The organism is Dyadobacter sp. OTU695, from assembly GCF_038440355.1.
GTDB lineage: Bacteria > Bacteroidota > Bacteroidia > Cytophagales > Spirosomataceae > Dyadobacter.
The window spans coordinates 86,616-113,206 of sequence record NZ_JASATN010000003.1; the positions used below are offsets into that span (position 1 = coordinate 86,616).

Sequence of the window (26,591 nt, forward strand, 5' to 3'; positions counted from 1 at the left end):
TCGGATCACTTCGACGGGTTTTTTAAGTAATTTCAGCTTTTAGTAAACAGGTAGTGATCCTGTTTTTCAGTTTCCACGTAGATTGAATTCTAGTAATAATTTAAAATATGTCCCTGGATCAGGATTTTGATAACGAAGAAGAGGAAGGTGAAGGCAAAGAGATGTCGTTTATTTCGCATCTCGAAGAACTAAGATGGCATGTCATACGCGCCGGTGCTTCGATTCTTGTATTTGCGATTCTTGCATTTGTTTATATCCAAGAAATATACCATTACGTAATTGTTGCCCCTTCCCGGCCTGATTTCTGGACATACAGAATGCTTTGTAAACTGTCGGAAATCACAGGTTATGAAGACCTTTGCGTGAAGTCGCTGAACTTCAAATTGCAGCTTATCGGGATGGGCGATGCCTTTACGATGAGTATGACGTCGTCGGTAATCGCGGGATTGATATTTGCATTCCCTTACGCATTCTGGGAAATATGGCGCTTCATCAAACCGGGCCTGAAACCTTCCGAAAGACGGTCGGCAAGAGGGGCGGTGTTCTATGTGACGTTCCTGTTCTTTGCCGGGGTCCTTTTTGGCTATTATGTGGTAAGCCCGCTGGCTATCAACTTCCTTGCAAATTATACGCTCGATCCTTCGATCATCAACGAATTCAGTCTCGCATCCTACATTTCACTCGTCGCGACACTTACGCTGGCTTGCGGGGTAGCATTCCAGCTGCCGATCGTTGTGTTTGTATTGTCGAAAATCGGGGTACTGACGCCTTCATTCATGAGAGAATATCGCAAGCACTCCATGATCGTGATCCTGATCGTGGCTGCGGTGATCACGCCATCGCCCGACATTTACAGCCAGGTGCTGGTAGCCATTCCGCTTTTCATGCTTTACGAGCTTAGTATTATGGTTTCGGCCAAAGTGGAGCGTGAAAAGCTCGCAGAGGAGAAACGCCTTGCTAAATTGGGCGGTACAACTACCGAAGACTGATTTAAAGATTTTTAGGCCTTAAACCGCTTACAGACCTCGGCCAACCGGTCGAGGTCTTCTTTTTGGTGCAAACTGGTGATCGCAATGCGGGTCACCGGCGCGTCGGCAAGCGAAGGGTAGGGGAAACACGAAGCCATAATGCCGTTTCGCAGCAAATGATCGAAAAGCGCTGCATTAGTCGAACAGAATACGGGGTAGCCGGGAATGGATTCAAACAATGCATTGCCTGCCATGCTTTGGCGGAAATAGCTGATATTATCCATTAACAATCCTCGGGCGTATTCGTATTTGTTTTTCTCCCAAAGCATTTTCAACGCATACATATAGGCCGGTGCAGGCGGGGACGCGCCCGCGTACCAGGGCGATTTCCTCATCATTTCGATGACATTTTTACTACCCCAAATTGCACCGGCAGGGATACCCATTGCTTTGTTCAGGGACGAAACAAAAGTGGTCTGCTTTAAAAGTTTAGGGTCAATGAGCCCGGCCGCACCACGTCCAGCGGCGCCCAATACGCCCAGCGAATGTGATTCATCGATAAGCAGCCACGCGTTAGCTGGATTATGAATGGCACTAAAAATTTCAAAATCAAATGCCTTTACCATCGGAGAACCTACGGCGTCCGTGGAGATAATATGCGCGACGTCCGGGTCCGTTGCATTAATTTTTCGGATCGTTTGCGCCGCCCACTCACGCCATTCATCATTGTTCCGGTGAAATGCATTGCCCCATAATGCTGGGTGCACGCCCGGCGCATAATGGTAAATAATCCTGGCGATATCCGGACGTTGCTGTATGATGTTTTCGATCTCCTTCATCAGCAACTGCCCAGCCCACATCCCGGAGGAGACAATGAGAGCTGAATCAGCTTGCAGAAAATCAGCGAATTGCTTTTCCGCCTCATCATAAATATCAAGTCTGAGACTGTTATTTCTTGAACTACCGTAGTGATTTCCGAAGGTTTCCGTAGCTGCATATACATAGCTACGAAGGTCTTCGTTGTGGCCCATTCCAAGGTAATCGGTACCGCTGAACCACAGAAATTCGCGCCCGTCGGTAGTTTCGACGGTTCTGCCGGGGAGTTTGCTGGTGTGATAGGTTTCCACGGCAGCGGTTATAAAAATTCGGGTTTGAGCGCCGCGCCGGTGCCATTGCCCTCCGCATAAATGACCTTGCCGAAATCAAACGTCACGCCCGTAGCCGGGTCGTTCCGGATGAGCAGCGAGCCGTCCATATCGACGTAATCGAGCAACGGAAGCAAATGTGCAATGGCCGAAATGCCTACGCTGGTCTCTGTCATGCAGCCTACCATGGTTTTCATCCCCAAAGACCTTGCTTTGGCAATCATGCGTAAAGCGGCGGTAGGGCCGCCGCATTTGGTCAGTTTTATATTTACACCATGAAAAAGGCCGTGACATTTCTCGACATCCTCTTCGATAATGCAGCTTTCGTCGGCCATGACAGGCAATGCGCTCGATGCAAAAACCTTTCTCATACCTTCAATATCGTCGGCCGGCAATGGCTGCTCGATAAATTCCACGCCCAATGCGGCGAGCTGCGGGGCGAGTTCGATGGTTTTTTCGGCCGTCCAGCCGCAGTTGGCATCCACGCGGAACAGCGCGTCGGTATTTTTCCTTAATTCCTGCACAATGCGGAGATCTTCTTCGGTACCGAGTTTGATCTTATAAATTGGCCAGGGAAGTTCCCGCATTTTTTCAACCATCTTTTCCACCGTATCGATCCCGATCGTGAAATTGGTCATAGGAATATTGTCCGGCGAGAGGCCCCAGCTTTCGTATAGTTTCTGCCCTTTTTTCTTAGCAAAATAATCCTGCGCGGCCTCATCCAATGCGCAATGGGCAAAGGAATTGGATTTGAGAAAAGGGTGTACCAGCGCCCAGAGCACTTCCGCTGAGCTGTAATCGCCTTTTTCCACAACACCTTTTACTGTATCCAGCGTAGCGATCATATTATCGATCGTAATGCCATAATAGGGATTGGCGGTGGCCTCGCCAAAGCCGGAATGCACGCCGTCGCTCAACTGCACGACGAGCGTTTGCTGGACATCGCGCGAGTCGTGCGCGATGGTGAAAGTGTGTTTCAGTTGAAGGTCGAAAGTGTGGTAAGTAATGCGCATAGGGTGTCAGAAGTGAAGATTTCGGGGCCTAGTTCCGCATATCGAGGCCCCACGATAGTTTGCTCCGCAATGTATTTAAAAAACTGTCATCCTTCATCTTGATCAGGCGCGCGATGAAATCCGCCTTGCGTACGAGCAGCTGCGTGTTTTCATCCACAATGCGCGAACGGGCATCGAGCGACACCAGGAAGTTGCTGCTGCGACTTTTTACTTCGAGTCGGATTACCGCCGTGTCTTCTACCACCAGCGGGCGGACGTTCAGGTTATGCGGGCTGATGGGCGTCACGATGAAGTTCTGCGAATGCGGCACCAGTACAGGCCCGCCGCAGCTCAACGAATAGCCGGTTGAGCCCGTTGGGGTTGAAATAATGAGACCGTCGGCCCAATAGGAGTTCAAAAACTCGTCATTCAAATAGGTATGCACGGTGATCATCGACGAGGTATCGGTTTTCGTGATCGTGAAATCATTCAAACCGAAGTTCAGACCGTCGAAAAGATCGACATTGGATTCAACTTCCACAAGCGTGCGCTCATCGATGCGGAACTGGCTGTTTTCGAGGGCGGCGATCATGTCGGTAATGCGCTCGGGAGAAATCGTGGCCAGGAAGCCAAGGCGGCCGACATTGATACCGATTGCAGGGGTTTGTCGCTTGCCGACATGTGAAATCGTTTCAAGCAAGGTGCCGTCGCCACCCATACTCACGATCAGCCGAGCGTCGAAAAGTTCTTCCGGGTTTTCATAAACGAGCTCGGAATAATGCGAAATGCCGGCCTGGTCCAGAAATGTCCTGAAAGACTTTGAAAGCTGGACTTCAACTTTTCTGCGCGCCAGTTCATCGAACATATTTTCAATGAACGGCCTTGCGGACTCATTAAAGTTGCGTCCGTGAATGGCGATTTTCATGAAGAAAAAGTAAAACTTGTGGTTTCAGCCGAAAGATACACGACAAATATGCCGATTCAAAAGCCGCACGCACATTTGAGGGTGACAAGCGTTGGGCAGTGGGTACTAGGTGGCCAGGTAGCGCAAGAGCATATCGAGGCGTTCCTGGTCGAGGCTTTCAATAGGATCGTTGGCATGTGCCTCCTCGATTTCGTACCCGAAACGTTCAAGCGTGGCAATGATGGGGGTAATATGTGTCCGGTTCAGTTTGAGCGTTAGCCGCGCCTCATTGGTAGGATTGTAAACCTCCCCCGACGAATAGTAGCTGCTCAGGATTTTAACACCGTTGGACTCGATCAAACGGCTGATCTCCGAAAGCGAGTAGCTTCTTTCGGCGATTTTAAGGACAATAACCGCGCCTTTCTCCTGTACACCCAGCTCGTTCACGAAGTGTTCAACCAGGTCGTTAACCAGAATGCTCCCCGCGAATGACCGGTCTTCATGAAGCACCGGGATGATCAGCAGCCCGAACTGGTTGACGAGCCGGAGGAGCTCGTAAGGGTGCTGGTCTGCCGTCGCGAAAATGTCCTTATGCTGAATGATTACTTTGGAAAGCTGTTCGGAAATGTCGCTGATATCGAAAAGAATGTCCTCAGAGACGATCCCCTGGTATACGCCCGAGTCGGTTACGACCAGTTGCTTTACGCCGAACTCATCCATCCAATCCAAAGCCGTACCCACCGAATCGGTTGGTTTCAGCAAGGGAATCATTGGATTTATCAGATTGGCTGCGAGCATGGGTCAGAACGTCATTTTCCGAAGCTATAAAAAAACAATATATAGATCAACTATCGTAACAAAAGAAATTTTCCGGTTTTTACGCTATCGGAACCGAGACATCTTTTTCCAGGAAGCTTTCGAGGATCACATTGAACTCGTGCGGGTGCTCCATCATCGGTGCATGACAGCATTTATCGATAAAATACAATTCCGAATTAGCTATGAGGCGGTTGAATTCATAACCGACGTGCGGGGGAGTAATGGTATCGTTGAGGCCCCATACCAGTAGCGTTGGAACGGTAATTTGGTGCAGATCCTTAGCAAGATTGTGTCGCTGAGCCGATTTTGCGATCCCTACAATGCTCATGCACTTAGGAATACTCGAAGTGGTTTCGAATACCTCGTCAATCAGGTCCTTCGTCGCGACTTCGGGATCATAGAAAGTGTAGGCTACGCGCTCCTTGATATAATCATAACTTCCACGTTTCGGGAATGAACCGCCCATTGAATTTTCGAACAGCCCGGAACTGCCTGTCAGTACCAGCCTTTGTACGTTCTCCTGGTTTTTCAGCGTATAAAGCAAGCCGATGTGTCCACCCAATGAATTACCGATGGCCGTAACGTTGGTAAGATTTTTAAACGAAACAAAGTCTTCCAGAAAGGCAAGCAAGGCTTCCAGACCGGCTTCGCGCGGAGGAAGTTCATAGATGGGGAGCAGAGGAATAACGACCCGGTAACGGTTCGAAAAATGGTCAATAATGCCGTCCCAGTTACTCAGTGCACCGAAAAGGCCATGCAGAAGCAGTAATGTCTCGCCCTTTCCCTCGTCGATAAACTTAAACCTGCCCTCTGCACGTACTGTATATTTCATTCTTTTGTGGATTTAAGACCATCTATAACTTATCAAAGAAACTAGTGCATGATTAGGATACTCTACAAAACTAGTTATTTTTTTGATTGTTCAATGAGGCAAAGTAACAAACGCGTTTCGAATTTCTTGTAAATATTATATTAATATTAAAAGAATTAGTCGAATAACACAGAATGGTGCAATTCTGTTCACCTCCGTCACGCGGCTGCTCCGGGATCGTGACGCAGGTATATTTTGCCTGATCGTGCCTTACCCATTTGTCTGCCCTTTGCTGGTTGCATCGGGCCTTGCGGCGATTGTTCGCACCGAATCCGGTCGTTTTAGTGTAACCGAAATTTAGGTAGAAAATGTTTGTAAACGGAATTAGAAAAAAATTAAATGATTAAGCTATCCCGCCTGCTGTTTGCCTTTTGCCTTGTTCCGGTATGGTCGGTTTCGCTGTATGGGCAAACGGAAATGCCGCTTTATCCCGGCCGTGTTCCTAATGCCAAAGAGGCCGAGAACCAGGAAACCAATGAGAAGAATGTGATCAGAAATGTTTCCAAACCAACGTTGACAGCTTTTCTTCCGCCCGCTGGTACCGGAAATGGTACAGCTGTGATTGTTTGCCCGGGCGGAGGGTACGGAGTGCTGGTCATCGATTGGGAGGGATACCGGGTCGCGAAAGAGCTGAATAAGGCAGGTATCGCGGCATTCGTATTGAAATATCGGCTCCCGAGCGACCGTATTATGCAAGACAAGGCAATAGGCCCGTTGCAGGACGCCCAGCAAGCCATTAAAACTGTTCGGGAAAAGGCCAAAGAGTGGCGTATCGATCCGTCGAAAATCGGTATTATGGGTTTTTCCGCAGGCGGGCACCTGGCGTCCACGGCCGGTACGCATTATGACAGCAGCTTTGTGGATAATCCTCAAAAAACCAGCCTTCGACCTGATTTCATGGTGCTCGTGTACCCGGTGATCAGTTTTGAAGGAAAAATCGGACATAAGGGCTCGTCGGCCAACCTGCTTGGCGCATCGCCTTCGCCCGGGCGGATCGACTATTTCTCCAGCGACTTGCAGGTAACGGCTACCACACCGCCGGCTTACCTTACGCATGCGGGCGACGATACGGTGGTGCCGGTGTCCAACAGCCTCCGTTTTTACGAAGCATTGAATGCGAAAGGTGTTGCTGCCGACATGCACATTTATTCCCAGGGGCAGCACGGATACCCCAAAACACCGTCGTTCGACGAGTGGTTTGGTCGTTGCCTCCATTGGATGCGCACGAATGGCTTCCTGCCCGAAAAGTGATTGCGGGTGCATTCGGGCGCACGCCGGACGGATGCCGTGACACCCGGTGATCAAGTCGCCTGAATTGCCGACCGCAAGCTATCCAGCTTCTCATAGGGTGAATTGGCACTGATGTACTCGGGGATTACCGCTTTCAGGACGGAGACCATCTGCCCGGACTGGCCCGAATCGAGCGCTTTTTGCAATGATGACATTGCGTAGCGCATGCATTGTTCTGCGGGGCAGTGGAAGCGGTAAGTTTGAAGCTGCGCTGGCGAGGTTATCCGCAAGCCAGCGCCAATGAGTTCTTCTGTTAATTTCTCGCCGGGTCGAAGGCCTGTAAACTGTAATTGAATGTCCTTTTCCGGTTCCAGGCCTGCCATCCGAATCATTTTCCGTGCGACATCGACTATTCGTACGGGTTTCCCCATATCGAATGTTAATATCTCGTTGCCATCGCTTGTGGCAGCGGCATGCAGTACTAGCTGGCAAGCTTCGTTGGCCGTCATCATGTACCGCTCGGCTTCGGGGTGGGTTACGGTAATTGGCCCACCCTCCCGGATCTGCGCTGCAAAACGGATGAGGAATGAGCCGTTTGAACCCAGGACGTTCCCGAACCGGGTGATGATAAACCGGGTTTGTCCGGGATATTCGCTGCTGAGGTATTGCAGGTAAAGCTCAGCGAAGCGTTTGGTGGCACCCATTACGTTGGCTGGTCTGACGGCTTTATCTGTGGAAATATAGATGAATTTGGTAACGCGGTGGGATATGGCCAGATCGGCCAGGATTTCGGTGCCAAGTATATTGGTTTTGATCGCCTCGTACGGGTGCCGCTCCATGAATGGCACATGCTTGTAGGCTGCTGCATGGAAGATAATGTCAATGTCCGTCCTCGAGAATAGCTCCGCCATCCGTAATGCGTCGGTAATGCTCGCGATGTGGTTGCAAATATCGGTTTGGGGAAATTGCTGTTGAAGTTGGAGATCGAGCTCATAAAGAGCTGTTTCCGACTGATCGACCAGTATGACCCTCGCGGGTGCAAAGGCGCACACTTGTGCGGCCAGTTCGCTACCGATGGTACCTGCGGCACCGGTGATGAGGATATTCCTGCCGTGGATTTCCTGAATGGCGTTTTGCATGTCCAGCACGATAGGTTCGCGGCCCAGCAGGTCTTCCGGCCTGAATGTGAAGAGGGGATAAGTGTGTCGTTGTGTTTGCATCTGGATATCGTTTTAAAATAACTGATATCCTTGATACGCTTGTTTGGCGGTTTGGTAACAAAAAAAGAGCCGTAAAATGTACAGCTCTTTTCGTAAGGTATTATTTACAAACTTTTAGATCAACTTTTCGAAAATCCCGGGCGCCAGACCGAACAGGATGGTGAGGAATGTGGCAAGAACGAGAATGATCCGGTAGAAGGGCGCGACACGTATCCTTACCGTATCCCCTTCTTTAAAATACGAAGAGATGATCACCCGGAAGTAGTAGTAAATACCTACGGTTGACATCAAAACGGCGATTACCGTGATCCACATGATGCCGCGTTCCGCTGCGCTCGTAAATATGAAGAACTTACCCCAGAACCCGGCTGTCAGCGGGATCCCGGCCAGTGAAAGCATTGATACCGCCAAAACGAAAGCCAGCAAAGGGTTTTGTTTGGCAAGACCATTGAATGCCTCGTAGCGCTCGTTGGGCTGTCCTTCGATACTTTTTTCCTTGGAAACGAGCATCAGCACGCCAAATGCGGAGATGGTAGATAAAGAGTAGGCAAGTGAGTAAAATACGATAGCGTTTTGAGTAGGCTTGCTCAACGCAGTTAGGGCGATTAACAGGTAGCCGGCGTGCGAAATACCCGAGTAAGCAAGCATTCTTTTAAAGCTGTTCTGGCTGGTTGCGCCAATGTTGCCGACAAGCAGCGTAAGCACGGCAATGGCCGCGATGACGATCCACCAGAAGCCGTAAATGGCGAAGGTATGGTTCAGCAAACGGAACAGGGCGGCGAACCCGGCGGTTTTCACGATGGTCGACATAAAAGTCGTGAAAATAGTAGGGGCGCCTTCGTACACGTCCGGCGTCCAGAAATGGAACGGCGCGGCCGATACTTTGAAAAGCATACCGATCAGCAAGAGCAGCAAGCCTGCGTAAAAAATGTAGGATTGCGAAGCTGCAGACATCGTCGATGCGAAGCCCTGAATAGCTACAAGGTGAAACGAGCCGGTGGCGCCATAAAGCAATGTCATTCCAAATAGCATGAAACCCGTCGCGAAAGCACCCATTAGCAGGTATTTCAATGCAGCCTCATTGGAACGCAGGTTACGCTTGTTGCTCCCTGTGAGCACGTACATAGCCACGGAAAGGATTTCGACACCGATAAAGAGCATGATCAGGTGATCGAAGCCGATCATCATAATGGCCCCCACGAGCGAGAAAAGCATTAATCCATAATATTCAGCCGGTTCGGAATCGGCATTATCCTGGAAACCACCCGAGATAGCGACGATCATAAAAGCGGAAAGCAATATGATGCCGTTGAAGGCGAGCGTCAGATTATCGACCCGAAGCATGTCGTCGAAGTACAGGAATGGCCCTTTTCCCCAATCGATGAAGTTGCTTCCCAGCGCCAGGGCGAGGAAAAGCAGGGTAGATGGCAATAGGATGTTCTTGGATTTCGAAAAGCCCAGAAAAAGCGTTAACACTCCAAAAACCGACAACAATATAATGGGATACATATTCTTAACTTAGTTATTGACCAGTTGCAACAGTTGGTTTACAGCAGGCTCAGTTATTTTCAGGAATGTGCTTGGGTAAATACCGATCCAGAATACCATGATCACCAGCGGCAGCAGAACCGCGCGCTCGCTGGCAGTAAGGTCCTGGAAGCCTTCCACCCATTTCGATTTTGGTCCGAACATGGATTTCTGGAAAAGACGGAGCATGTATACAGAACCGAGAATGATCGTCAGACCGGCTACTGCGCCCAGCCATCCTTTGTATTGGAATACACTTGAAAGCAACAGGAATTCCCCCACAAAACCGTTGGTAAGCGGCAATGCAACGCTACCGAGCAGCAATATCATGAAGTACACGCTCAAATGCGGTGTACTCTGGGTGATGCCGCCGAGCTGGTCGAGATAGCGGGTTTTGGTCCTGGAATAAATAATGTCGACGATGAAGAACAGCCCGATGACGTTGATACCGTGCGCCAGCATCTGGATCAATGCACCCTGCAAGCCATTCAATGAAGAAGAGAAAACACCGGCTGCCATCAATCCTACGTGAGCGAAGGAAGAATAGGCGATGAGCGTTTTCATATCACTTTGCTGGATCGCGATGATGGAACCGTAGATGATGCCTATCACCGAAAGGATCATCGCCAGGAAGCCCCATTGCTCCATGCCCAGGGGCACGATCGGTAGCAGGAGGCGGATCAGACCATAAACCCCCATTTTCAGCATAATACCTGATAAGAGCATTGTCGCAGCCGTCGGCGACTCGGTATAAGTATCCGGTTGCCAGGTATGGAAAGGGAAAAGCGGCATTTTGATCGCAAAGGCGATGAAGAACGCCCAGAACACGAAGCCTTGTGCAGAGGGGCTCAGTTGCAGTTGGTAAAAGGCAGCTATTTCAGAAGTATGCGTGCCTGGTGTCTGGTAATAGAGGTAAACCAGTGCCACGAACATGAACAAACTTCCGAAGATGGTGTAAATGAAGAACTTGAAGGTAACCTTGATCCTGTTCTCACCGCCCCAGATCGCCGCCAGGAAATAAACGGGGATCAATGCAGCTTCGAAGAAGAGGTAAAAAAGGAATGCGTCGGTTGCTGTAAAAACGCCGATTAGCGCCGCTTCCATGAACAGGATCAGCGAATAGAATGCCGCGGGATTTTTGTACTCGTTTTTGAATGCCGAAAGGATGATCAGCGGCGTCAGAAAAGTGGTGAGCAATACCAGCAAAAGGCTGATACCGTCGATACCCGCCGCGAAGGAAATGCCTCCGGAAGCAACCCAGGCGTATTTGAAGCCAAATTGCGAGCCCGCAGCCGGGTCGAATTGCAGCCAGGTAAAAATAGCGACGCCCAATGAAGCCAGACCACCAACCAGCGCAAGCTGCTTAGCCATGCGTTCGCCGGCCAGGAGGGTGATAACGCCAGCCGCTATCGGTAAAAGTATTAAAAGAAGAGTAAGCATATTTTCAAGTCGACGGTCCGAAACTAATAGGAAACGGATTTATGGATGATCGGATCAGAGTAACAGCTTCCAGAACAATATGGCCACAATGCCGATCACCATCGCGAAAACGTATTCGCCGGTGGAGCCGGTTTGTGTTTTTCTCAACAGTTTCGCACCCAGGGACACGAGTCTTACGAATGCATCGATGATCAAGTCAATGGCGATTTCGCCAAAGCTGTACAGCACATTGGATAGCGTTTTAACCGGTTTCACAAATACGGCATCGTATAGTTCATCGACATAGTATTTGTTATAAATCGCACGCTGCAAGCCGGATTTTTCTTCCGAATCGGGTGCTGGTACCGCACCTTTTCGCACGTACATCACGTAAGCCGCAATGGCGGAGATCAGTGCAGCGGCTACTGAAATGGCCATTAGCATATATTCTTCCGAATGTGAAAGGGAAGTATGTTCAAATGCAGCGGGATTGGCCGTTTTAGCCAGATCATACAGCGGGCTCATGAACTGCGCCAATTGGTGTGAACCGTGCAATGCTTCGGGAACGCCGATGAAACCACCCACAGCCGAAAGAATGGCGAGGATGATTAATGGTATCGTCATAGAAGCCGGTGATTCATGCAAATGGTGCTCCTGCTCGTGCGTGCCGCGGAATGCCCCGAAGAATGTCAGGAACAGCAGGCGGAACATGTAGAAGGAAGTCATGACCGAACCGAGCACACCGATTACCCAAAGGACTTTGTTGTGTTCAAAAACATGGGCAAGGATTTCATCTTTCGAGAAGAAACCGGCAAATGGAGGGATACCTGAAATCGCGATCGTGGCGATGAGGAAAGTAAGGAATGTAACAGGTAATTTCTTCCTCAAACCACCCATCGAGCGAATATCCTGCTCGTCGGACATGGCGTGGATCACACTACCTGCACCAAGGAAGAGCAATGCTTTGAAGAATGCGTGGGTGATGACGTGGAACATCGAAGCCGAATAGGCCATCGCGCCCAAACCCATGAACATATAACCTAGCTGACTCACAGTAGAGTAGGCCAGCACTTTCTTAATATCGTTTTGCAAAAGACCAATCGAAGCGGCGAACAACGCGGTAGCACCACCGATAATGCCCACGATTTCGAGCGTAGAAGGCGCCAGCGAGTAGAGCACGTTGGAGCGGATCACCATGTAAATGCCCGCAGTAACCATCGTAGCGGCGTGGATCAGGGCAGAAACGGGCGTAGGGCCGGCCATCGCATCGGGCAACCAGGTGTACAAAGGAATTTGGGCTGATTTACCCATTGCACCTACAAAAAGGAACAATGTAATGGTAATAATCACCGGATCGCCTACCTGGAAACCGGCAGCGGCTTTCGTGAAAACCTCCGAATATTCAACGGAACCGAATGTAGCGATGATCGTGAAGATCCCCAGCAGAAAGCCAAGGTCACCCACGCGGTTCATAATGAATGCCTTGCGGGCCGCATTGTTGTAATTGGTGTTCTTGTTCCAGAAGCCGATGAGCAGGTAAGAGCAAAGTCCCACGCCTTCCCAGCCGATGAACATGATCACATAGTTCGAGCCAAGCACCAGCAGGAGCATGAAAAACAAAAACAGGTTCAGGTAGGCGAAAAATTTACCAAAACCCGGATCGTGATGCATATAGCCGATCGAATAAATGTGGATCAGCGAGCCTACTCCGGTGATGATCATCAGCATTAACAGCGAAAGCTGGTCGATCTGGAATGAGAATGGGATATTGAGGTCGCCGACGGTAATCCAGTCGAAAAGCGGAACGATGAATGGCTGGCTGCCGGACGCTACGAATGCATTGAAAGTCATGACAGACAATACAAAACTGGCAACAACCGCCAGCGTTCCGATGATACCGACCGCGCCTTTTGGGATATTGGGAAATCCGATTCCGTTGATCAGAAAGCCGATGAGCGGCAGCAGCGGAATCAGGATGAGTAATGATGCAGACATGTCTATTTTTTAATCTTTAATCTCTTGATTTATACCGGTTGCACGCGATAATTACCATTTCAGCTTGTTGAGGAACCCGATGTCCGTATTTCTGGTGTTTCGGTAAATCATTACGATAATGGCAAGCCCTACGGCCACTTCGGCGGCGGCAACGGCCATAATGAAGAATACGAAAACTTGTGCGGATGGATCGGACCGGTATGAAGAGAATGCGATCAGCAGCAGGTTAGCGGCGTTGAGCATCAATTCAATCGACATAAAAATGATGATGGCATTCCTGCGCGTAAGCACGCCGATGATACCGATCACAAATAATAAGGTGCTGAGAATTAGATAGCTTTGAAGTGGAATATGTTGAATAACCGCTGGTATGTTAACCTCTGGCATGGTGGGGTTTGGGATCATAGCAGGTTTACCTAATGGGATATCCGGTTAAAATAGTCAAAAATAGATTTCTGGCAAAAATAGACATAATTACTACTTACTCAAACCTGAGGTAAGATTATGTCAACGTTGGGTTAATCCCCTTAATTTAATCTCCGTTAATTTCCGTTTGGTATCGAGCGGAAACTCGCCTTTCATCATCCAGTCGAAAAACGACGGTTCGTTTTTCAGGATGTCGACTACCCGCTTGCCATTGTGCTTGCCAAAGTTGAAGACTTCTTCGCCCTTGTCGTTGAACACCATCCTTCCGGCGAAATCCACGATCTTGGAGGCAGTGAGTTCATGCAGTGCGGCCACATCGTTTTTCACCGGTTCGGTCACCTTGCCGTGTGAGTCGGTGATCGTAACACCCTGGTACTTTTCGATTTGGCCTTGCAGTACTTCGAATGTCGCGATGGTATCAGCCTCGGCACTGTGCGCGTTGTCGAGGGTTTTACCGCAATAGTATTTGTAGGCAGCCGACAAGTTGCGCGGCTCCATCATGTGGTAAATACGCTGTACATCGACCATCCGGCGGTTTTTAATATCAAAATCAACACCCACACGCAGGAATTCTTCCACGAGCATCGGGATATCAAAACGATTGCTGTTAAAGCCGGCAAGGTCGCATCCTTCGAGGAATGTCGCCAGGTTTTTGGCAATACTTTTAAATGTAGGGGCATCCTTTACATCCTCGTCGTAAATACCGTGTATGAGGCTGCTTTCCAGCGGGATAGGCATTTCAGGATTGATCCGGCGCGTGCGGATCTCAATCTCGCCATTCACCAATGCTTTAACAACGGAGATCTCTACAATGCGGTCGCGGACAATATTTACTCCTGTTGTCTCAAGATCAAAAAAAGCAAGGGGCTTTTTGAGATGGAGGGTATGCATGGGTTACTGAGGTTGATTTGGCAGCGCGAAGTTAAGCCGAATGGCAAGATGGCGCAAGAAACGGGCTTGTTTATACAGATTATAAAAAAGAGACCGCGGGAGGTTTGTCAGGTGTAGTCGGAAGTGGTCAGAAGTGGTCAGGTGTAGTCAGGAGATAGTCAGGTGAGGTCATTTACTGTTTCTGCACAGTCATGACTACATGCCCATTCTTGACAAACCTTGACAATACCTGACTACGCCTGACAAATCTTGACAACACCTGACAAGACCTGACCACACGAACCAAATCACTAATCAATCCAATCGTACGATTTGGTAACCGCCTTCTTCCAGCCTTTATAATAGGCGTTTCGTTTTTCTTCGGGCATGTCGGGATTCCAGGTGTGGGCTATCGCCCAGTTTTTCTTCAAATCTTCGGTGCTTTTCCAATATCCAACGGCCAGGCCAGCAGCGTAGGCGGCACCGAGCGCGGTGGTTTCGGCTACGGCCGGGGAGACGACCTGAGTATCCAGTATATCGGATTGGAATTGCATGAGTAATTGGTTGTGGACCATCCCACCATCGACGCGCAGGCTGGCGAGCCTGATACCTGAATCCTGCTCCATGGCTTTTACAACATCTGCCGTCTGGTAAGCGGTGGCTTCGAGTACTGCGCGTGCAATGTGTCCCTTGTTCACATAGCGCGTAAGGCCTGCGACCACACCGCGCGCGTCGTTGCGCCAGTAGGGCGCGTACAGGCCCGAGAATGCGGGTACAAAGTAGGCGCCGCCGTTGTCTTCCACGGTTCGGGCAAGGGGCTCAATATCGCCGCTGTTCTGGATCAGTCCCAGGTTATCGCGGAGCCATTGTACAAGCGCACCGGTTACGGCCACGCTGCCTTCCAGGGCATACTGGACGGGTTGGTCGCCAAACTTATACGAAATCGTTGTCAGCAGACCGTTTTCGGACGTTTTCAGCTCGGTACCCGTGTTCATGACCAGGAAGCAGCCGGTACCGTAGGTGTTTTTGGCCATTCCAGGTTCAAAGCAGGTCTGGCCTACTAATGCGGCGTGCTGATCGCCCAGGTCACCGGCAACGGGCACGCCGGGAAGCACTTCGTGGGTAGCATAGCCGTATATTTCGCTGCTGCTTTTGATAGCCGGTAGCATTATTTCCGGGATATTATATGCGGTGAGCATCGATTGGTCCCACTGCAGTGTACGCAAATTCATCAGTTGCGTGCGGCTGGCATTGGTGACGTCCGTCACGTGGATGCCACCTTGTGTGCCACCGGTAAGGTGCCAAATCAGGAAGGTGTCCATATTCCCGAAAATCGCCTCGCCCTTTTCAGCGTCTTCACGGATGCCTTCCACATTATCAAGCAGCCATTTTAGTTTTAAACCACTAAAATAAGTGGAAACCGGCAGACCGGTAATGTCGCGGAACTGGTTGAGGCCGCCTTCCTTTTCATATTTCGCTACCAGATCGGTGGTGCGGGTGTCTTGCCAAACCAATGCATTGTAATACGGTTTTCCGGTGCGTTTATTCCAGACTACCGTCGTTTCGCGCTGGTTGGTAATGCCCACGGCCGCAATGTCCGAGGCATGTGCTGACACGTGAATGCGCGCCAATGCGATGACTTCCAGGGTATTTTTCCAGATTTCGGTGGGGTTATGCTCCATCCAGCCGGGGTGCGGATAAATCTGTTCGTGTTCTTTTTGTCCTACCGAAACGATGTTCCCCTGTTGGTTGAAAAGTATGCAGCGTGTGCTGGTAGTACCCTGGTCAATGGCGGCAATGTATTTGGACATAATGGTATTATGATTGATTTTATTTGTAGTAAAGCAAGTAAATAGGGAAAATTAACCGATCAGCACAAACGACCTGGCAATTTTATTGAATGGAACATGATAAAACCGCCTCGCGGCGTTGCCTATATTTACATGTAGTATAGCAAGTTTCAGATCATCCTCCTATGAGAAACAGCAAGGTCAGAAGGACGTTATTGGCATTGATATGCCTCATACTCGTTTTTTTTGCCCTGGATCTGGCCTTTCCTTTTAATCCCGATATTCGTTACGCGACACAGATTACCGACCAGAAAGGTCGCGTAATACATGCGTTTTTGAGCAAGGAAGATAAATGGCGGCTTTATTCGGATGTCAACGAAATCACGCCGCTGCTTCGCAAAACGCTCATTTATAAGGAGGATCAATATTTTTATTACCATCCCGGCGTGAACCCGTTCGCGGTGGTACGGGCGGCGGTCCGGAATGTATTTTCGGGCAAAAGGACTTCCGGCGCTTCTACCATTACCATGCAGGTCGTGCGCCTTATGAACCCGCGCCCCCGCACATATGTGAACAAGCTGATCGAAATGTGGCATGCCTTTCAGCTGGAAATGCATTATTCCAAAGCGGAAATCCTTCAATTTTATGTCAATCTGGTGCCTTATGGAGGCAATATTGAGGGGATAAAAGCTGCCTCGCTGCTCTATTTCGGCAAAGCGCCACAGCTGCTGAGCCTGGCGGAAATTACCGCATTGACGATCGTACCTAACCGCCCGTCGGGCCTGCGCCCAGGTACGCGTAACGACGCGTTGCGTGAAGCCAGGAATAGCTGGCTGAAACGTTTTGAGGAAGACGGCCTTTTTGCCGGGAATATAATCCGCGATGCGTCGGACGAGCCGTTGAACATCCGTCGCCTCCAAACTCCCCGCCTTGCACCGCATCTTTCGATACGTCTCAAACAGCAATTTCCCGACGAGCCGGTAATCCGCACCCATCTGAACCTGCAGGCACAAAACCAGATTGAAGAGCAGGTGAGAAATTATATAAACCGGCGGCAGTTGATGAATATCCATAATGCAGCAGTGCTGGTGGTGAACAACGAAACGATGGAAGTGGAAGCCTACGTAGGTTCGGCCGACTTCAATAATCCGTTCGATGGTGGTCAGGTTGATGGCGTGAGGGCGGTGCGGTCGCCGGGGAGTACTTTGAAGCCGCTGTTGTATGCGACGGCATTTGATGCCGGTATTATCACCCCGAAGTCGGTTTTGAACGATGTTCCGGGGAATTTCAATGGGTATGAACCTGAAAATTTCGATAAGCATTTCAATGGAGCGGTTACTACCGAATTTGCTCTGGCCAATTCGCTGAACATTCCGGCGGTTAAAGTTCTCAAAGACATTGGCACACCTGCATTGATCGCCAAACTTCGTAAAGCGGGTTTCAAAACCGTTGACAAGCAGGCAAAAGACCTGGGACTGTCGATGATTCTCGGTGGCTGCGGGGTAACTTTGGAAGAACTGACGCGGCTTTTTGCGGCATTTGCCAATGAGGGGAAGCTGCGGAATCTGCGGTTAACCGATGGGGATTTTCCGGATAAAAAAGGAACACCGGTTTTATCGGAGGAAGCGACATTTCTCACCACGAGTATCCTCACCCAGATCACCCGCCCCGATCTGCCTACCAATTTTGATAATACTTACCATTTGCCGCGCATAGCCTGGAAAACCGGCACATCGTACGGGAAAAGAGATGCATGGAGTATCGGCTATAACAGGCGTTACACGGTCGGCGTTTGGGTTGGTAACTTTTCGGGGGAAGGCGTCGCCGAGCTCAGCGGCGCCAACACGGCGACCCCATTGCTGTTTTCGATCTTCAATGCACTGGATTACAATTCGCCGAAAGGCTGGTATAAATCGCCGGCCAATATCTCGCTCCGCAATGTATGCCCGGTGAGTGGCGACATTCCGTCGGACTTCTGCGACCACCATGTGCCGGATCAATACATCGTCGGCGTATCCGCTTACCGGAAATGCCAGCATATGCGCTGGGTTTTTACCGACGCGGCCGGCAAAATGTCCTATTGTACCTATTGCCTTCCCGAAAAAGGCTTTGAAAAGAAAGCCTATCCCAACCTCGCTCCGGAACTGACGGCATTCTATGAATTGCAAAAATTACCGTATCAAAAAATTCCACCGCATAATCCGCAATGTGACAGGGTGTTTCACGAAGGCGCCCCGCTGATCGTGAGTCCGAATGACGGTAGCGAATACTATATCCGCAAGGACGAGCCTCAGCAAATTCAGCTTGCCTGCCAGGCGGCCAACGATGTGCAGGAAGTTTATTGGTATATCAATGATAAATTATACAAAAAATCACCGCCCCAGGAAAGTGTTTTTCTAAGCCCGCCGCTGGGCCGCGTTAAGATTTCCTGCAGCGACGATAAGGGACGTAATTCGGACGTCTGGATTGTTGTGAAGCGGCTGTAGGGGGCGGTATTGTCAGGACGGGGTCAGGTATTGTCAGGAATGGTCAGGTATTGTCAAGTGTGGTCACGAGTGGTCATGTGTTTTCACCAAATTGTCAAGCATTGTATTGTCATTTCGTACTGTTGACAAGATCTGACAACAAATGACTACTCCTGACCATCGCTGACCACTCCTGACTATCAATGACCACCTCTGACCATTAATGACCACCCCTGACAAAATTTAAAGCGGCTGATCTTTCGCTTCCTGGTATAGCACCTGTATGAGCGTTTGACCGACGGCTTTTAATGTCTTCGGATCAATGTTTTCCATCGTGTCGTGGGTGGTGTGCCACGCGTCGAAGAAAGTTTTGTTCAGATTGTTCTGGTTGGTGTGGATGATGTCGATCATCGGGATGCGGGCCACTTTGTTGACGGGAACGTGGTCGTCGGTGATGGCACCGCCGGTCTCGTCGATGAAATAATTGCTATAACCGAGCCGGCTGGCGGTCGCCCATACCTGGCGTACCGTGTCATCAGCCAGCTGAACAGAATAGCCCTCCTTAAAAAAGGTAGCGCCTTTCGCGCCTACCATATCGAGCAGGACGCCGAAATAGGCGGTGTAATTCGGATTATGTTTGTTAGCCGCCCAATGCTGGGAACCCAGGCAGAAGCCGCCGTTTTCCATTCCTGTATCTTCAGAACCCGACGAGCCCCAGTCTTCCGCATCAAAGAAAATGATATCGACGCCAATATCCGGTTTGGTGGCCTCTTTGGAAAGTACCCTTGCAATTTCAAGTAGTACACCCACACCGCTCGCGCCGTCGTTCGCGGCCAGTACCGGCTTGTTTTTCACCAGAGAATCCTGATCAGAAAACGGCCGCGAATCCCAATGCGACGCCAGCAGAATGCGCTTGCTTGCCTGTGGATTGAAGCTGCCTATAATGTTTCGGGCTTTCAGCTTTGTACCATCAAATGTAGTGGTGGTAAATGGCTGCTCAACAACCTGCCAACCGTATTTCTTCAACGTAGCGACCAGGTAATCACCGCAAGCTGTGTGCTGAGCGGTGTTGGGTACGCGCGGGCCGAAATCAACCTGCTTTTGAACAAACTGATAAGCGCTGTCGGCATTGAAATCAGCGCTTTTGACGAGCGCGGGCGGAGCTTGTTCGGCGGTTTGCTCGGAATTCGTATTGCTTTTACATCCGTAAGCACCGATGATGATTGCTAACAGGACAGATAATCGTCTCAAAAACAAGCTATTAAAAAGAAATGACATTTCCTGATTGAATATGGTTACGTTGATAACGGTGCCTGGTGCCCGGCATTCTATTCCTCGTAAGCCCAGTCGATCCGGGTTTTCGTATCGCGGATCACCAGCCCCTGGTTTTTAAAGTAAGAACGGATTTCGTCTACTTTTTCGTAGTTCTGCGAAAGTTTAAATTCCCGGTATAGTTTCAGCATGCCGTCCAGTATCGCGTGACCTTCGGCGAGTTCCTCGGTTAGCCCGAGCACGTCCTCGAAGAACACGACGAATTGTTCTTTCAGCGAAGTAAATACCGCCTCGCCCAATGCAGCCGATTTTAGTTGCCCCGTATTCAGCATGTTGATGTATTTCAGCATGTTGAAAAGATTCGCAAATGCAACGGCCGTATTGAGGTCGTCGTTCATCGCATTGTAAAATCCATCGATCGACTTTTCGATATCCGCTTTTTTCGCTTCGTCCGCATTCACGCCGTCCTCGTGCGTGTAGGTGAGCATTTTCGCAATGCGCAGACCATTTGCAAGCTTTTTATAACCTTTTTGGGCCGCTTTCAGTGCATCGTTGGAGAAATCGAGCGTGCTTCGGTACTGGCTTTGGAGCATAAAGAAGCGCACGGTCATCGGGCTGTAAGCCTGGTCGAGCAGTTCGTGACTACCTGAAAACAGTTCCGACGGCAGGAAAGAATTGCCGAGCGACTTGGACATTTTCTGGCCATTGACCGTCAGCATATTAGTATGCATCCAGTACCGCACCGGTTCTTCGCCGGTCAGCGATTTCCCCTGCGCGATCTCGCATTCGTGGTGCGGGAATTTGAGGTCCATACCACCGCCGTGAATATCGAATTGTTTGCCTAAATATTTGGCACTCATGCAGGTACATTCCAAATGCCAGCCCGGAAAGCCCTTGCCCCAGGGCGATTCCCATTGCATAATGTGTTCCGGGCTTGCTTTTTTCCACAATGCAAAATCCAACGGGTTACGCTTTTCGGCCTGGCCGTCAAGGTCTCGGGTTTCGTTCAGCAAATCCTCGATAATACGGCCTGAAAGTTTGCCGTATTCATTACCGCCTGCCTGGTATTTATTAATGTCAAAATAAACGGAGCCATTGGATTCGTATGCAACCCCTTTATCGATCAGTGCCTGTACCGCTTCGATCTGCTCGATCAAATGGCCCGTAGCGGTAGGTTCTATGCTGGGGGAAAGCAGGTTGAATATGGCTGTAACTTCATGAAAGTCATTGGTATACCGCTGCACGATCTCCATCGGTTCGAGCTTTTGCAGCTTGGCCATTTTCCCGATTTTGTCCTCGCCCGCATCGCCATCGCCCACTAGGTGGCCTACGTCGGTAATGTTACGTACATAGCGCACTTTGTAACCGATGTGCGTGAGGTAACGAAAGAGAATATCAAATGACAGGAAGGTCCGGATATTGCCCAAATGTACATTGTTATAGACCGTCGGCCCGCACACATACATGCCGACATAGGGAGGGGCAATGGGAACGAAAACATCCTTTTTACGGGTAAGCGTATTGAATATTTTAAGTGGCTGGAAAGTTTGTGCGGTCATTTATATGTTGTACTTTCTGGATTACTGATTTTTCTTTTCGAGCCGTGTTTCGACCCAATCGATGACTTTTTCTGCTTTTTTCAAACCTAATGAAGCGGTATCGGCACTTCGTATCCCCTGATAACCCATATCAATATGAAGGATTTCATATGCTCCGGTAAAGTTTGATAGAAGAGTCTTGTCGACCCGGCTCAGTTCATGTTGATACCATTCAACACTCTTTGGCGTCTTTTTGTTTTTTTCTCCCAAAAGCTCGTTCAGCGCCAACAACACCCCGGTGTATGCGGTGTGCCCTGCGATTTTGACGTACTTTCTGTCCTGATAAAGTCCATCCTGTTTCTTCGCATTGTTGCTGAGAAAATCCTTTGCATTGTCGATGTGGCGTCTTGCTTCCGAGATTGCTTCCATGATAGTATGTGATTAGGGTGGTGAATTATTTGATTCAGACAAAAATAGCAAATAACCCATGATTGATTTGTAGGTATAGCTGAGAATGAGCAGGCGGGAAGAGGCTATTCGACCGTTTTGTTTATCTTCGCAGCGTTTTTGCATTTAAAATCCAGTTTGAAACTAACTTAAAATCAACACAGTAATCACTTATGAGTTTACTTACCGTAGGATCTGTTGCATTCGATGCGCTCGAAACCCCGTTTGGAAAAACAGACAAAATTATCGGTGGTGCAGCCACTTACATCACACTAGCTGCTTCCTATTTCACCCAGCAGAATAATCTCGTTGCGGTGGTAGGCGGCGATTTTCCCAAAGAAATGATCGACCTGCTCGAAGACCATGGCGTGAATACCAACGGATTGGAAATCGTGCAGGATGGCAAGACGTTCTTCTGGTCGGGTAAGTACCATGAGGATATGAACACCCGCGACACGCTGATCACGGAGCTGAATGTAATGGAGCATTTCGATCCGACTATCCCGGATTCCTACCAGGGCACCGAGTTCCTGATGCTGGGTAACACGGTCCCTGCGACCCAGAAACTGGTGATCGAGCGCCTGTCGAAACGCCCGAAGCTGATCATGCTCGATACCATGAACCTGTGGATGAATATCGCTTTGGACGACCTGAAAGCGGTTTTGAAACTGGTAGATCTGCTCACCATCAATGATGAGGAAGCCCGTCAGCTTTCCGGCGAGTACTCGCTGCGCAAAGCTGCCAAAAAGATTATGGCTATGGGCCCTAAGACGCTGATCATCAAAAAGGGCGAACACGGTGCATTGCTGTTCCAGGAAGACCGCATTTTCTTCGCGCCTGCATTACCGTTGGAAGAAGTATTCGATCCAACTGGCGCCGGCGACTCTTTTGCGGGTGGTTTTATCGGTTACCTGGCTGCTACCGATGATATTTCTTTTGAAAATATGAAGCGTGCGATCATTTACGGATCTGCAATGGCTTCTTTCTGTGTAGAGAAATTCGGTACCGAGCGCCTGGTGAACCTTTCGAAAGAAGAAATCAATGCCCGCGTTCAGGAATTTGTGAAACTGTCGAGCTTCGAAATACAATAAAGTTTTAAAGTTAAGAGTAAATGAGTCTATGAGTTGGAATCTTTTCTGCTTGTAGACTCATTTTTTTGATGCTGTATTGGTCTGTTTGATTGAAAAACCTGTAATCCCGCTGATAACCTGAAATTCCGATGAAATTATTTATTCAAAAAATCTGCCTTCTGGTGATGTGCGCCACGACCGCCTTACCCGCATTCGCGCAACACCATGCACATCCGGTATTACCACATTCCAAACACAAAACCGTCGTGATCGCCCACCGTGGCAACCATGTGAATGCACCGGAGAACACGCTGGCGTCCACAAAAGACGCTATTGCCTGCGGCGCGGACTATGTAGAAGTGGATTTGCGGACTACCAAAGACGGACATCTGGTTGCGATGCATGACGCCAAAGTCGATCGGACGACAAACGGTATGGGCAAAATCGCCGATATAACCTGGCAGGAAGTTGAGGAGTTACAGGTATTCAACCGAAATAAAAAGACGCACCGCATTCCCGAATTCCGGGAAATACTGGCCCTTTGCAAAGGCAAAATCAATATCTACCTTGATTTTAAAGACGCCGACGTAGCCGAAACCTGGAAGCAGATCAAAGCCGCTGGTATGGAACATCAGGTGGTCGTTTATTTAAATAAGGAAGAGCAATACAAAAAATGGAAAGAAGCAGCGCCTGAAATGCCGCTGATGACCAGTTTGCCGAAAGATGTTACCAACAAAGAGCAACTGATTGCATTTCTGAACCGAGTACATATTCAGGTCGCCGACAATATTACTGAACCCGAGTTATTGAAAGCGGCTCATGAGCTAGGCATTTCCGTCTGGCTGGATGCTCAAAGCCCTACCGAAGGCCCAGCTTCCTGGAATGAGGCTTTACATAAAGGTGTGCAGGGCTTGCAGACGGATAAGCCGGCTGAGTTAGTAGATTATATCAAAAGTCATTCGTAATCGAAGGACATAGCTAAACTTTCTTTGTGACAGCAAATACCGGGCAATCCGCATCATGCGCACCCGGCAAATAGCCCGTACTCATCAGAAACTCATTCACAATCTCCCCACCGGTAAACTTGAATGTCTTCTTAAACAGCTTGACCCACTGCTCTTTGGTCAGAGGATGATGCGCGTCGATCCAGCCTTTGAACGAACCATACTCCTGTTTCAGTTCGATAATCTTCTGCGCATTTACGATAGCCGCATTCACTTTCAGGCGATTCCGTACGATGCCGGGGTCGCCGAGCAGCCGCTCACGATCGGATTCATCATAAGCAGCTACTTTTTCAATGGAGAAATTATCATAAGCGGCCCGAAAGCTTTCCTGCTTACGAAGCATTAATGTCCAGCTAAGCCCTGCCTGATTGATTTCCAGCAAAAGCCGTCCGAAAAGTTCGTCGTCATCGTCGATCGGGAAGCCGTACTGGTTGTCATGGTAATGTTTGTGGAGCAGGTAATCTGCCTGCTCCGATGGGTTGTTGTTGACGTAAGTGCAATATGACATCGCGTTGGTTTTTAGGCACTTGCCTTTGTAATAGCTTATTGAAGAATGCCGATCTGTACTTCCGTAATGTTGCGGTCGGGGTTTTCGAAATCCATATTCAGGTAAATTTCCCGGTTTTGGCCGGAAGGTCGCAGGTTTTGGGACATTATTTGCCCGAATAGCGAACCATAAGTATTAATCAGCCCGTCCCAATTCCCGTAAAGTTCTTCATTAATGCATTGGAAGGTGTCGAGTGTTTTCAACCGGTATTTCGAGTCGATAGGGTGTGCGGGAGGTGTGACGGGCAGAGCAATGGTTAGCGAAAAAACAGTGTCGGCATTACCATCAGCGCCATTGTATATCCAGTAAACCGGGCCGGTGATTTCCAGATCGTTGCCGACCGCATCCTGGTACAGTTTCCGGGCTTCTACACGTACGTACTGGAATATTTCCTTGAACGAAGTCCGCGTTTCGAAGTACAAAACGTGGATCGGTTGAATGGTTTTAGTTTGCATGGCTAACAGATGTTTGCACAAAAGTCAAACCGCCAAGTGACAACCCTATGTCAGCAGCATTCAGTTTTTTTCACTATGCCGCCGTGCTTTTATTCTTCGTACCTGCTGTTGCAGCCAGGGATAGCTGATGTAAACCACCTTCGTCGCGCCTATGCCTATACCCGCACCCATGAGGACATCCGCAAGCCAGTGGTGGTTGCCCAGCACCCGCATTGTTCCCACGGCAGTGGCCGTTCCGTAACCGCCTATACTATATAATATGCTTCGCTGACCATATTCCTCATGCAGGATCGTAGCATTGGTAAAAGCCGTCGTGCTGTGCCCCGACGGGAACGAATGATTGTCCTCTCCATTGGGCCGCGGATATTTCACAATCCGTTTCAAACTTTGCGTAACGCCCTGAGCGATAACATTGGAAAGTAATGCCAGGATCACCTGGTCGCCAAGATTATGCTTTCCCTTCACTCCCGCTGAGGCAAGCCCGAGGCTGAACACGCCGGGCGCATACGGGAGATATTCGTCCCATTTGGTTCGGTAATCGGGATAATTGGAAACGACCCGCTCCTGCAAATGCCGGCTGATTTTACCTTGAACTATAAGGCCGGCAAGCCCGAGCGTGACAGGCGGAATAACATCACCCGCCGTAACTTTCCATAGTGTCGAATCCCGCTGCGCAAATGCGGCCTGCGGGAGTATTTGTAGTAAAAGAAAAAGGCATATCAGATATGCCTTCATAGTTTTTGGGATCATAAAATAGCTTCTCTCACACGTGTGAGTCTTTCCAGGAGTCCTTCCAGTTGATCGAGCGGCAGCATATTTGCGCCGTCGGATTTTGCCTCGGCGGGATTGAAATGCGTTTCGATAAAAAGGCCGTCGGCACCCACGGCAATGGCCGCCTTGGCAATTGTTTCGATCAGTTTGGGCTTGCCGCCGGTTACGCCGGAAGCCTGGTTAGGCTGCTGTAACGAATGCGTACAGTCCATGACGACGGGCACACCGAATGCGGCCATTTCGGGCAGGTTACGATAGTCTACAACCAGATCGCCATACCCGAAGCTATTGCCGCGATCGGTGAGGATTACCTGGGCGGCAGGATTTACCTCGTGAATTTTTTCGGCGGCGAATTTCATCGACGCCCCTGAAAGAAATTGTCCTTTTTTCACATTAACAGCCTTGCCGGTGCGCGCCGCAGCTGCGAGAAGTTCGGTCTGGCGGCACAGAAATGCAGGAATTTGAAGAACATCCACATATTCGGCGGCCAACGCGGCTTCGTGCGATTCATGTATGTCGGTTACAGTAGGAATGCCGAAAGTCTGACTTACCTCCTGCAAGACTTTCAGCGCTTTTTCATCGCCGATCCCCGTAAATGAATCGATTTTGGTGCGGTTCGCTTTGCGGTAGGAACCTTTGAATATATAAGGAATACGGAGGCGGTCAGTTACCGTAACGATGTGTTCAGCGATCCGCAGGGCCATATCCCTGCCTTCGATGGCACAGGGGCCGGCAAGGAGGAAAAAAGAGGTCGAATCGGTATTCTTCAACTTCGGTATCGAGATCATACGGGTGTTGGTATAGATATTAACAAATGTTTCGCGAATGTACGGCTATCCGCAATGT

At 49.5% G+C, this 26,591-nt stretch carries 24 protein-coding genes; 5 read left to right on the plus strand and 19 right to left on the minus strand.

Annotated features, from left to right (window positions below; all coding sequences use genetic code 11):
* Positions 1-107 precede the first annotated feature (107 nt).
* Entirely contained in the window at positions 108-989 is an 882-nt protein-coding gene (gene tatC / locus AAHB90_RS08335; RefSeq protein ID WP_342084479.1) for a twin-arginine translocase subunit TatC, read from the plus strand.
* Between the two features lie 11 nt (positions 990-1,000).
* Here the strand turns inward: tatC and AAHB90_RS08340 are convergent, their stop codons facing one another.
* The 5 genes from AAHB90_RS08340 to AAHB90_RS08360 all read right to left on the minus strand — a co-directional run bounded on the left by AAHB90_RS08340 (position 1,001) and on the right by AAHB90_RS08360 (position 5,660).
* On the minus strand, positions 1,001-2,095 hold the full coding sequence (locus AAHB90_RS08340) for an aminotransferase class I/II-fold pyridoxal phosphate-dependent enzyme (RefSeq protein ID WP_342084480.1): 1,095 nt from the start codon (positions 2,093-2,095) through the stop codon (positions 1,001-1,003).
* Between the two features lie 8 nt (positions 2,096-2,103).
* Positions 2,104-3,126: a dipeptide epimerase gene (locus AAHB90_RS08345; RefSeq protein WP_342084481.1), complete on the minus strand. Its 1,023-nt coding sequence runs from the start codon at positions 3,124-3,126 to the stop codon at positions 2,104-2,106.
* A 28-nt stretch (positions 3,127-3,154) separates the two neighbouring features.
* On the minus strand, positions 3,155-4,030 hold the full coding sequence (locus tag AAHB90_RS08350) for an NAD kinase (protein WP_342084482.1): 876 nt from the start codon (positions 4,028-4,030) through the stop codon (positions 3,155-3,157).
* 105 nt (positions 4,031-4,135) lie between these two features.
* On the minus strand, positions 4,136-4,807 hold the full coding sequence (locus AAHB90_RS08355) for a CBS domain-containing protein (RefSeq protein WP_342084483.1): 672 nt from the start codon (positions 4,805-4,807) through the stop codon (positions 4,136-4,138).
* A 79-nt stretch (positions 4,808-4,886) separates the two neighbouring features.
* Positions 4,887-5,660, minus strand: a complete 774-nt coding sequence (locus AAHB90_RS08360; protein ID WP_342084484.1) for an alpha/beta fold hydrolase — start codon at positions 5,658-5,660, stop codon at positions 4,887-4,889.
* Between the two features lie 378 nt (positions 5,661-6,038).
* On the opposite strand from AAHB90_RS08360, the gene AAHB90_RS08365 reads away from it, so the two are divergent.
* Positions 6,039-6,950 carry an alpha/beta hydrolase gene (locus AAHB90_RS08365; protein ID WP_342084485.1) on the plus strand — a complete coding sequence of 304 codons (912 nt, stop codon included), beginning with the start codon at positions 6,039-6,041 and terminating at the stop codon, positions 6,948-6,950.
* Between the two features lie 50 nt (positions 6,951-7,000).
* Here the strand turns inward: AAHB90_RS08365 and AAHB90_RS08370 are convergent, their stop codons facing one another.
* The 7 genes from AAHB90_RS08370 to glpK all read right to left on the minus strand — a co-directional run bounded on the left by AAHB90_RS08370 (position 7,001) and on the right by glpK (position 16,197).
* Complete coding sequence (locus AAHB90_RS08370; RefSeq protein WP_342084486.1) at positions 7,001-8,149, minus strand: polysaccharide biosynthesis protein; 1,149 nt, start codon at positions 8,147-8,149, stop codon at positions 7,001-7,003.
* 114 nt (positions 8,150-8,263) lie between these two features.
* Positions 8,264-9,658, minus strand: a complete 1,395-nt coding sequence (locus AAHB90_RS08375; RefSeq protein WP_342084487.1) for an NADH-quinone oxidoreductase subunit N — start codon at positions 9,656-9,658, stop codon at positions 8,264-8,266.
* A 9-nt stretch (positions 9,659-9,667) separates the two neighbouring features.
* Positions 9,668-11,116, minus strand: coding sequence for a complex I subunit 4 family protein (locus AAHB90_RS08380; protein ID WP_342084488.1), 1,449 nt, complete (start codon positions 11,114-11,116; stop codon positions 9,668-9,670).
* A 54-nt stretch (positions 11,117-11,170) separates the two neighbouring features.
* Positions 11,171-13,090 carry an NADH-quinone oxidoreductase subunit L gene (gene nuoL, locus AAHB90_RS08385; protein ID WP_342084489.1) on the minus strand — a complete coding sequence of 640 codons (1,920 nt, stop codon included), beginning with the start codon at positions 13,088-13,090 and terminating at the stop codon, positions 11,171-11,173.
* Between the two features lie 51 nt (positions 13,091-13,141).
* The gene (nuoK, locus tag AAHB90_RS08390; protein WP_342084490.1) at positions 13,142-13,495 is read right to left on the minus strand and encodes an NADH-quinone oxidoreductase subunit NuoK; all 354 of its coding nucleotides are present in this window, start codon (positions 13,493-13,495) and stop codon (positions 13,142-13,144) included.
* Between the two features lie 102 nt (positions 13,496-13,597).
* On the minus strand, positions 13,598-14,407 hold the full coding sequence (locus tag AAHB90_RS08395; RefSeq protein WP_342084491.1) for a 3'-5' exonuclease: 810 nt from the start codon (positions 14,405-14,407) through the stop codon (positions 13,598-13,600).
* A gap of 290 nt (positions 14,408-14,697) precedes the next feature.
* Positions 14,698-16,197, minus strand: coding sequence for a glycerol kinase GlpK (gene glpK / locus AAHB90_RS08400; RefSeq protein ID WP_342084492.1), 1,500 nt, complete (start codon positions 16,195-16,197; stop codon positions 14,698-14,700).
* 164 nt (positions 16,198-16,361) lie between these two features.
* Here glpK and pbpC point away from each other — a divergent pair, with 164 nt between their 5' ends.
* The gene (gene pbpC, locus AAHB90_RS08405) at positions 16,362-18,662 is read left to right on the plus strand and encodes a penicillin-binding protein 1C (protein WP_342084493.1); all 2,301 of its coding nucleotides are present in this window, start codon (positions 16,362-16,364) and stop codon (positions 18,660-18,662) included.
* 222 nt (positions 18,663-18,884) lie between these two features.
* On the opposite strand, the gene AAHB90_RS08410 is transcribed toward pbpC, so the two are convergent.
* Genes AAHB90_RS08410 through AAHB90_RS08420 form a run of 3 tightly spaced genes read right to left on the minus strand, consistent with a single transcriptional unit; the run spans position 18,885 to position 21,880 of the window.
* Positions 18,885-19,919, minus strand: a complete 1,035-nt coding sequence (locus AAHB90_RS08410; RefSeq protein ID WP_446717889.1) for a M28 family peptidase — start codon at positions 19,917-19,919, stop codon at positions 18,885-18,887.
* Positions 19,920-19,969: 50 nt separating this feature from the next.
* A complete protein-coding gene (gene cysS, locus AAHB90_RS08415) occupies positions 19,970-21,472 on the minus strand; it encodes a cysteine--tRNA ligase (protein ID WP_342084494.1) in 1,503 nt (500 codons plus the stop codon).
* A gap of 21 nt (positions 21,473-21,493) precedes the next feature.
* Complete coding sequence (locus tag AAHB90_RS08420) at positions 21,494-21,880, minus strand: DUF5618 family protein (RefSeq protein ID WP_342084495.1); 387 nt, start codon at positions 21,878-21,880, stop codon at positions 21,494-21,496.
* A 191-nt stretch (positions 21,881-22,071) separates the two neighbouring features.
* Between AAHB90_RS08420 and AAHB90_RS08425 the strand changes: the two genes are divergently transcribed.
* Positions 22,072-22,989 carry a PfkB family carbohydrate kinase gene (locus AAHB90_RS08425; protein WP_342084496.1) on the plus strand — a complete coding sequence of 306 codons (918 nt, stop codon included), beginning with the start codon at positions 22,072-22,074 and terminating at the stop codon, positions 22,987-22,989.
* A gap of 128 nt (positions 22,990-23,117) precedes the next feature.
* Positions 23,118-23,933: a glycerophosphodiester phosphodiesterase family protein gene (locus AAHB90_RS08430; RefSeq protein ID WP_342084497.1), complete on the plus strand. Its 816-nt coding sequence runs from the start codon at positions 23,118-23,120 to the stop codon at positions 23,931-23,933.
* A 13-nt stretch (positions 23,934-23,946) separates the two neighbouring features.
* Here AAHB90_RS08430 and AAHB90_RS08435 read toward each other — a convergent pair whose 3' ends face one another.
* From AAHB90_RS08435 to kdsA, 4 genes are read right to left on the minus strand one after another with little or no spacing between them, the layout of a single operon-like run.
* Positions 23,947-24,480: a DNA-3-methyladenine glycosylase I gene (locus tag AAHB90_RS08435; protein WP_342084498.1), complete on the minus strand. Its 534-nt coding sequence runs from the start codon at positions 24,478-24,480 to the stop codon at positions 23,947-23,949.
* 35 nt (positions 24,481-24,515) lie between these two features.
* A complete protein-coding gene (locus AAHB90_RS08440; RefSeq protein WP_342084499.1) occupies positions 24,516-24,974 on the minus strand; it encodes a GyrI-like domain-containing protein in 459 nt (152 codons plus the stop codon).
* Between the two features lie 60 nt (positions 24,975-25,034).
* Positions 25,035-25,709 carry a phosphatase PAP2 family protein gene (locus AAHB90_RS08445; protein WP_342084500.1) on the minus strand — a complete coding sequence of 225 codons (675 nt, stop codon included), beginning with the start codon at positions 25,707-25,709 and terminating at the stop codon, positions 25,035-25,037.
* Positions 25,710-25,720: 11 nt separating this feature from the next.
* Positions 25,721-26,533: a 3-deoxy-8-phosphooctulonate synthase gene (gene kdsA, locus AAHB90_RS08450; RefSeq protein WP_342084501.1), complete on the minus strand. Its 813-nt coding sequence runs from the start codon at positions 26,531-26,533 to the stop codon at positions 25,721-25,723.
* Positions 26,534-26,591: the final 58 nt, after the last annotated feature.

Coding starts and splice junctions, on each gene's coding strand:
- tatC (WP_342084479.1), top strand. CDS start 108: ATGTCCCTGGATCAGGATTTTGATAACGAAGAAGAGGAAGGTGAAGGC.
- AAHB90_RS08345 (WP_342084481.1), bottom strand. CDS start 3,126: ATGCGCATTACTTACCACACTTTCGACCTTCAACTGAAACACACTTTC.
- AAHB90_RS08350 (WP_342084482.1), bottom strand. CDS start 4,030: ATGAAAATCGCCATTCACGGACGCAACTTTAATGAGTCCGCAAGGCCG.
- AAHB90_RS08355 (WP_342084483.1), bottom strand. CDS start 4,807: ATGCTCGCAGCCAATCTGATAAATCCAATGATTCCCTTGCTGAAACCA.
- AAHB90_RS08360 (WP_342084484.1), bottom strand. CDS start 5,660: ATGAAATATACAGTACGTGCAGAGGGCAGGTTTAAGTTTATCGACGAG.
- AAHB90_RS08365 (WP_342084485.1), top strand. CDS start 6,039: ATGATTAAGCTATCCCGCCTGCTGTTTGCCTTTTGCCTTGTTCCGGTA.
- AAHB90_RS08370 (WP_342084486.1), bottom strand. CDS start 8,149: ATGCAAACACAACGACACACTTATCCCCTCTTCACATTCAGGCCGGAA.
- AAHB90_RS08375 (WP_342084487.1), bottom strand. CDS start 9,658: ATGTATCCCATTATATTGTTGTCGGTTTTTGGAGTGTTAACGCTTTTT.
- AAHB90_RS08380 (WP_342084488.1), bottom strand. CDS start 11,116: ATGCTTACTCTTCTTTTAATACTTTTACCGATAGCGGCTGGCGTTATC.
- nuoL (WP_342084489.1), bottom strand. CDS start 13,090: ATGTCTGCATCATTACTCATCCTGATTCCGCTGCTGCCGCTCATCGGC.
- nuoK (WP_342084490.1), bottom strand. CDS start 13,495: ATGATCCCAAACCCCACCATGCCAGAGGTTAACATACCAGCGGTTATT.
- AAHB90_RS08395 (WP_342084491.1), bottom strand. CDS start 14,407: ATGCATACCCTCCATCTCAAAAAGCCCCTTGCTTTTTTTGATCTTGAG.
- glpK (WP_342084492.1), bottom strand. CDS start 16,197: ATGTCCAAATACATTGCCGCCATTGACCAGGGTACTACCAGCACACGC.
- pbpC (WP_342084493.1), top strand. CDS start 16,362: ATGAGAAACAGCAAGGTCAGAAGGACGTTATTGGCATTGATATGCCTC.
- AAHB90_RS08410 (WP_446717889.1), bottom strand. CDS start 19,919: ATGTCATTTCTTTTTAATAGCTTGTTTTTGAGACGATTATCTGTCCTG.
- cysS (WP_342084494.1), bottom strand. CDS start 21,472: ATGACCGCACAAACTTTCCAGCCACTTAAAATATTCAATACGCTTACC.
- AAHB90_RS08420 (WP_342084495.1), bottom strand. CDS start 21,880: ATGGAAGCAATCTCGGAAGCAAGACGCCACATCGACAATGCAAAGGAT.
- AAHB90_RS08425 (WP_342084496.1), top strand. CDS start 22,072: ATGAGTTTACTTACCGTAGGATCTGTTGCATTCGATGCGCTCGAAACC.
- AAHB90_RS08430 (WP_342084497.1), top strand. CDS start 23,118: ATGAAATTATTTATTCAAAAAATCTGCCTTCTGGTGATGTGCGCCACG.
- AAHB90_RS08435 (WP_342084498.1), bottom strand. CDS start 24,480: ATGTCATATTGCACTTACGTCAACAACAACCCATCGGAGCAGGCAGAT.
- AAHB90_RS08440 (WP_342084499.1), bottom strand. CDS start 24,974: ATGCAAACTAAAACCATTCAACCGATCCACGTTTTGTACTTCGAAACG.
- AAHB90_RS08445 (WP_342084500.1), bottom strand. CDS start 25,709: ATGAAGGCATATCTGATATGCCTTTTTCTTTTACTACAAATACTCCCG.
- kdsA (WP_342084501.1), bottom strand. CDS start 26,533: ATGATCTCGATACCGAAGTTGAAGAATACCGATTCGACCTCTTTTTTC.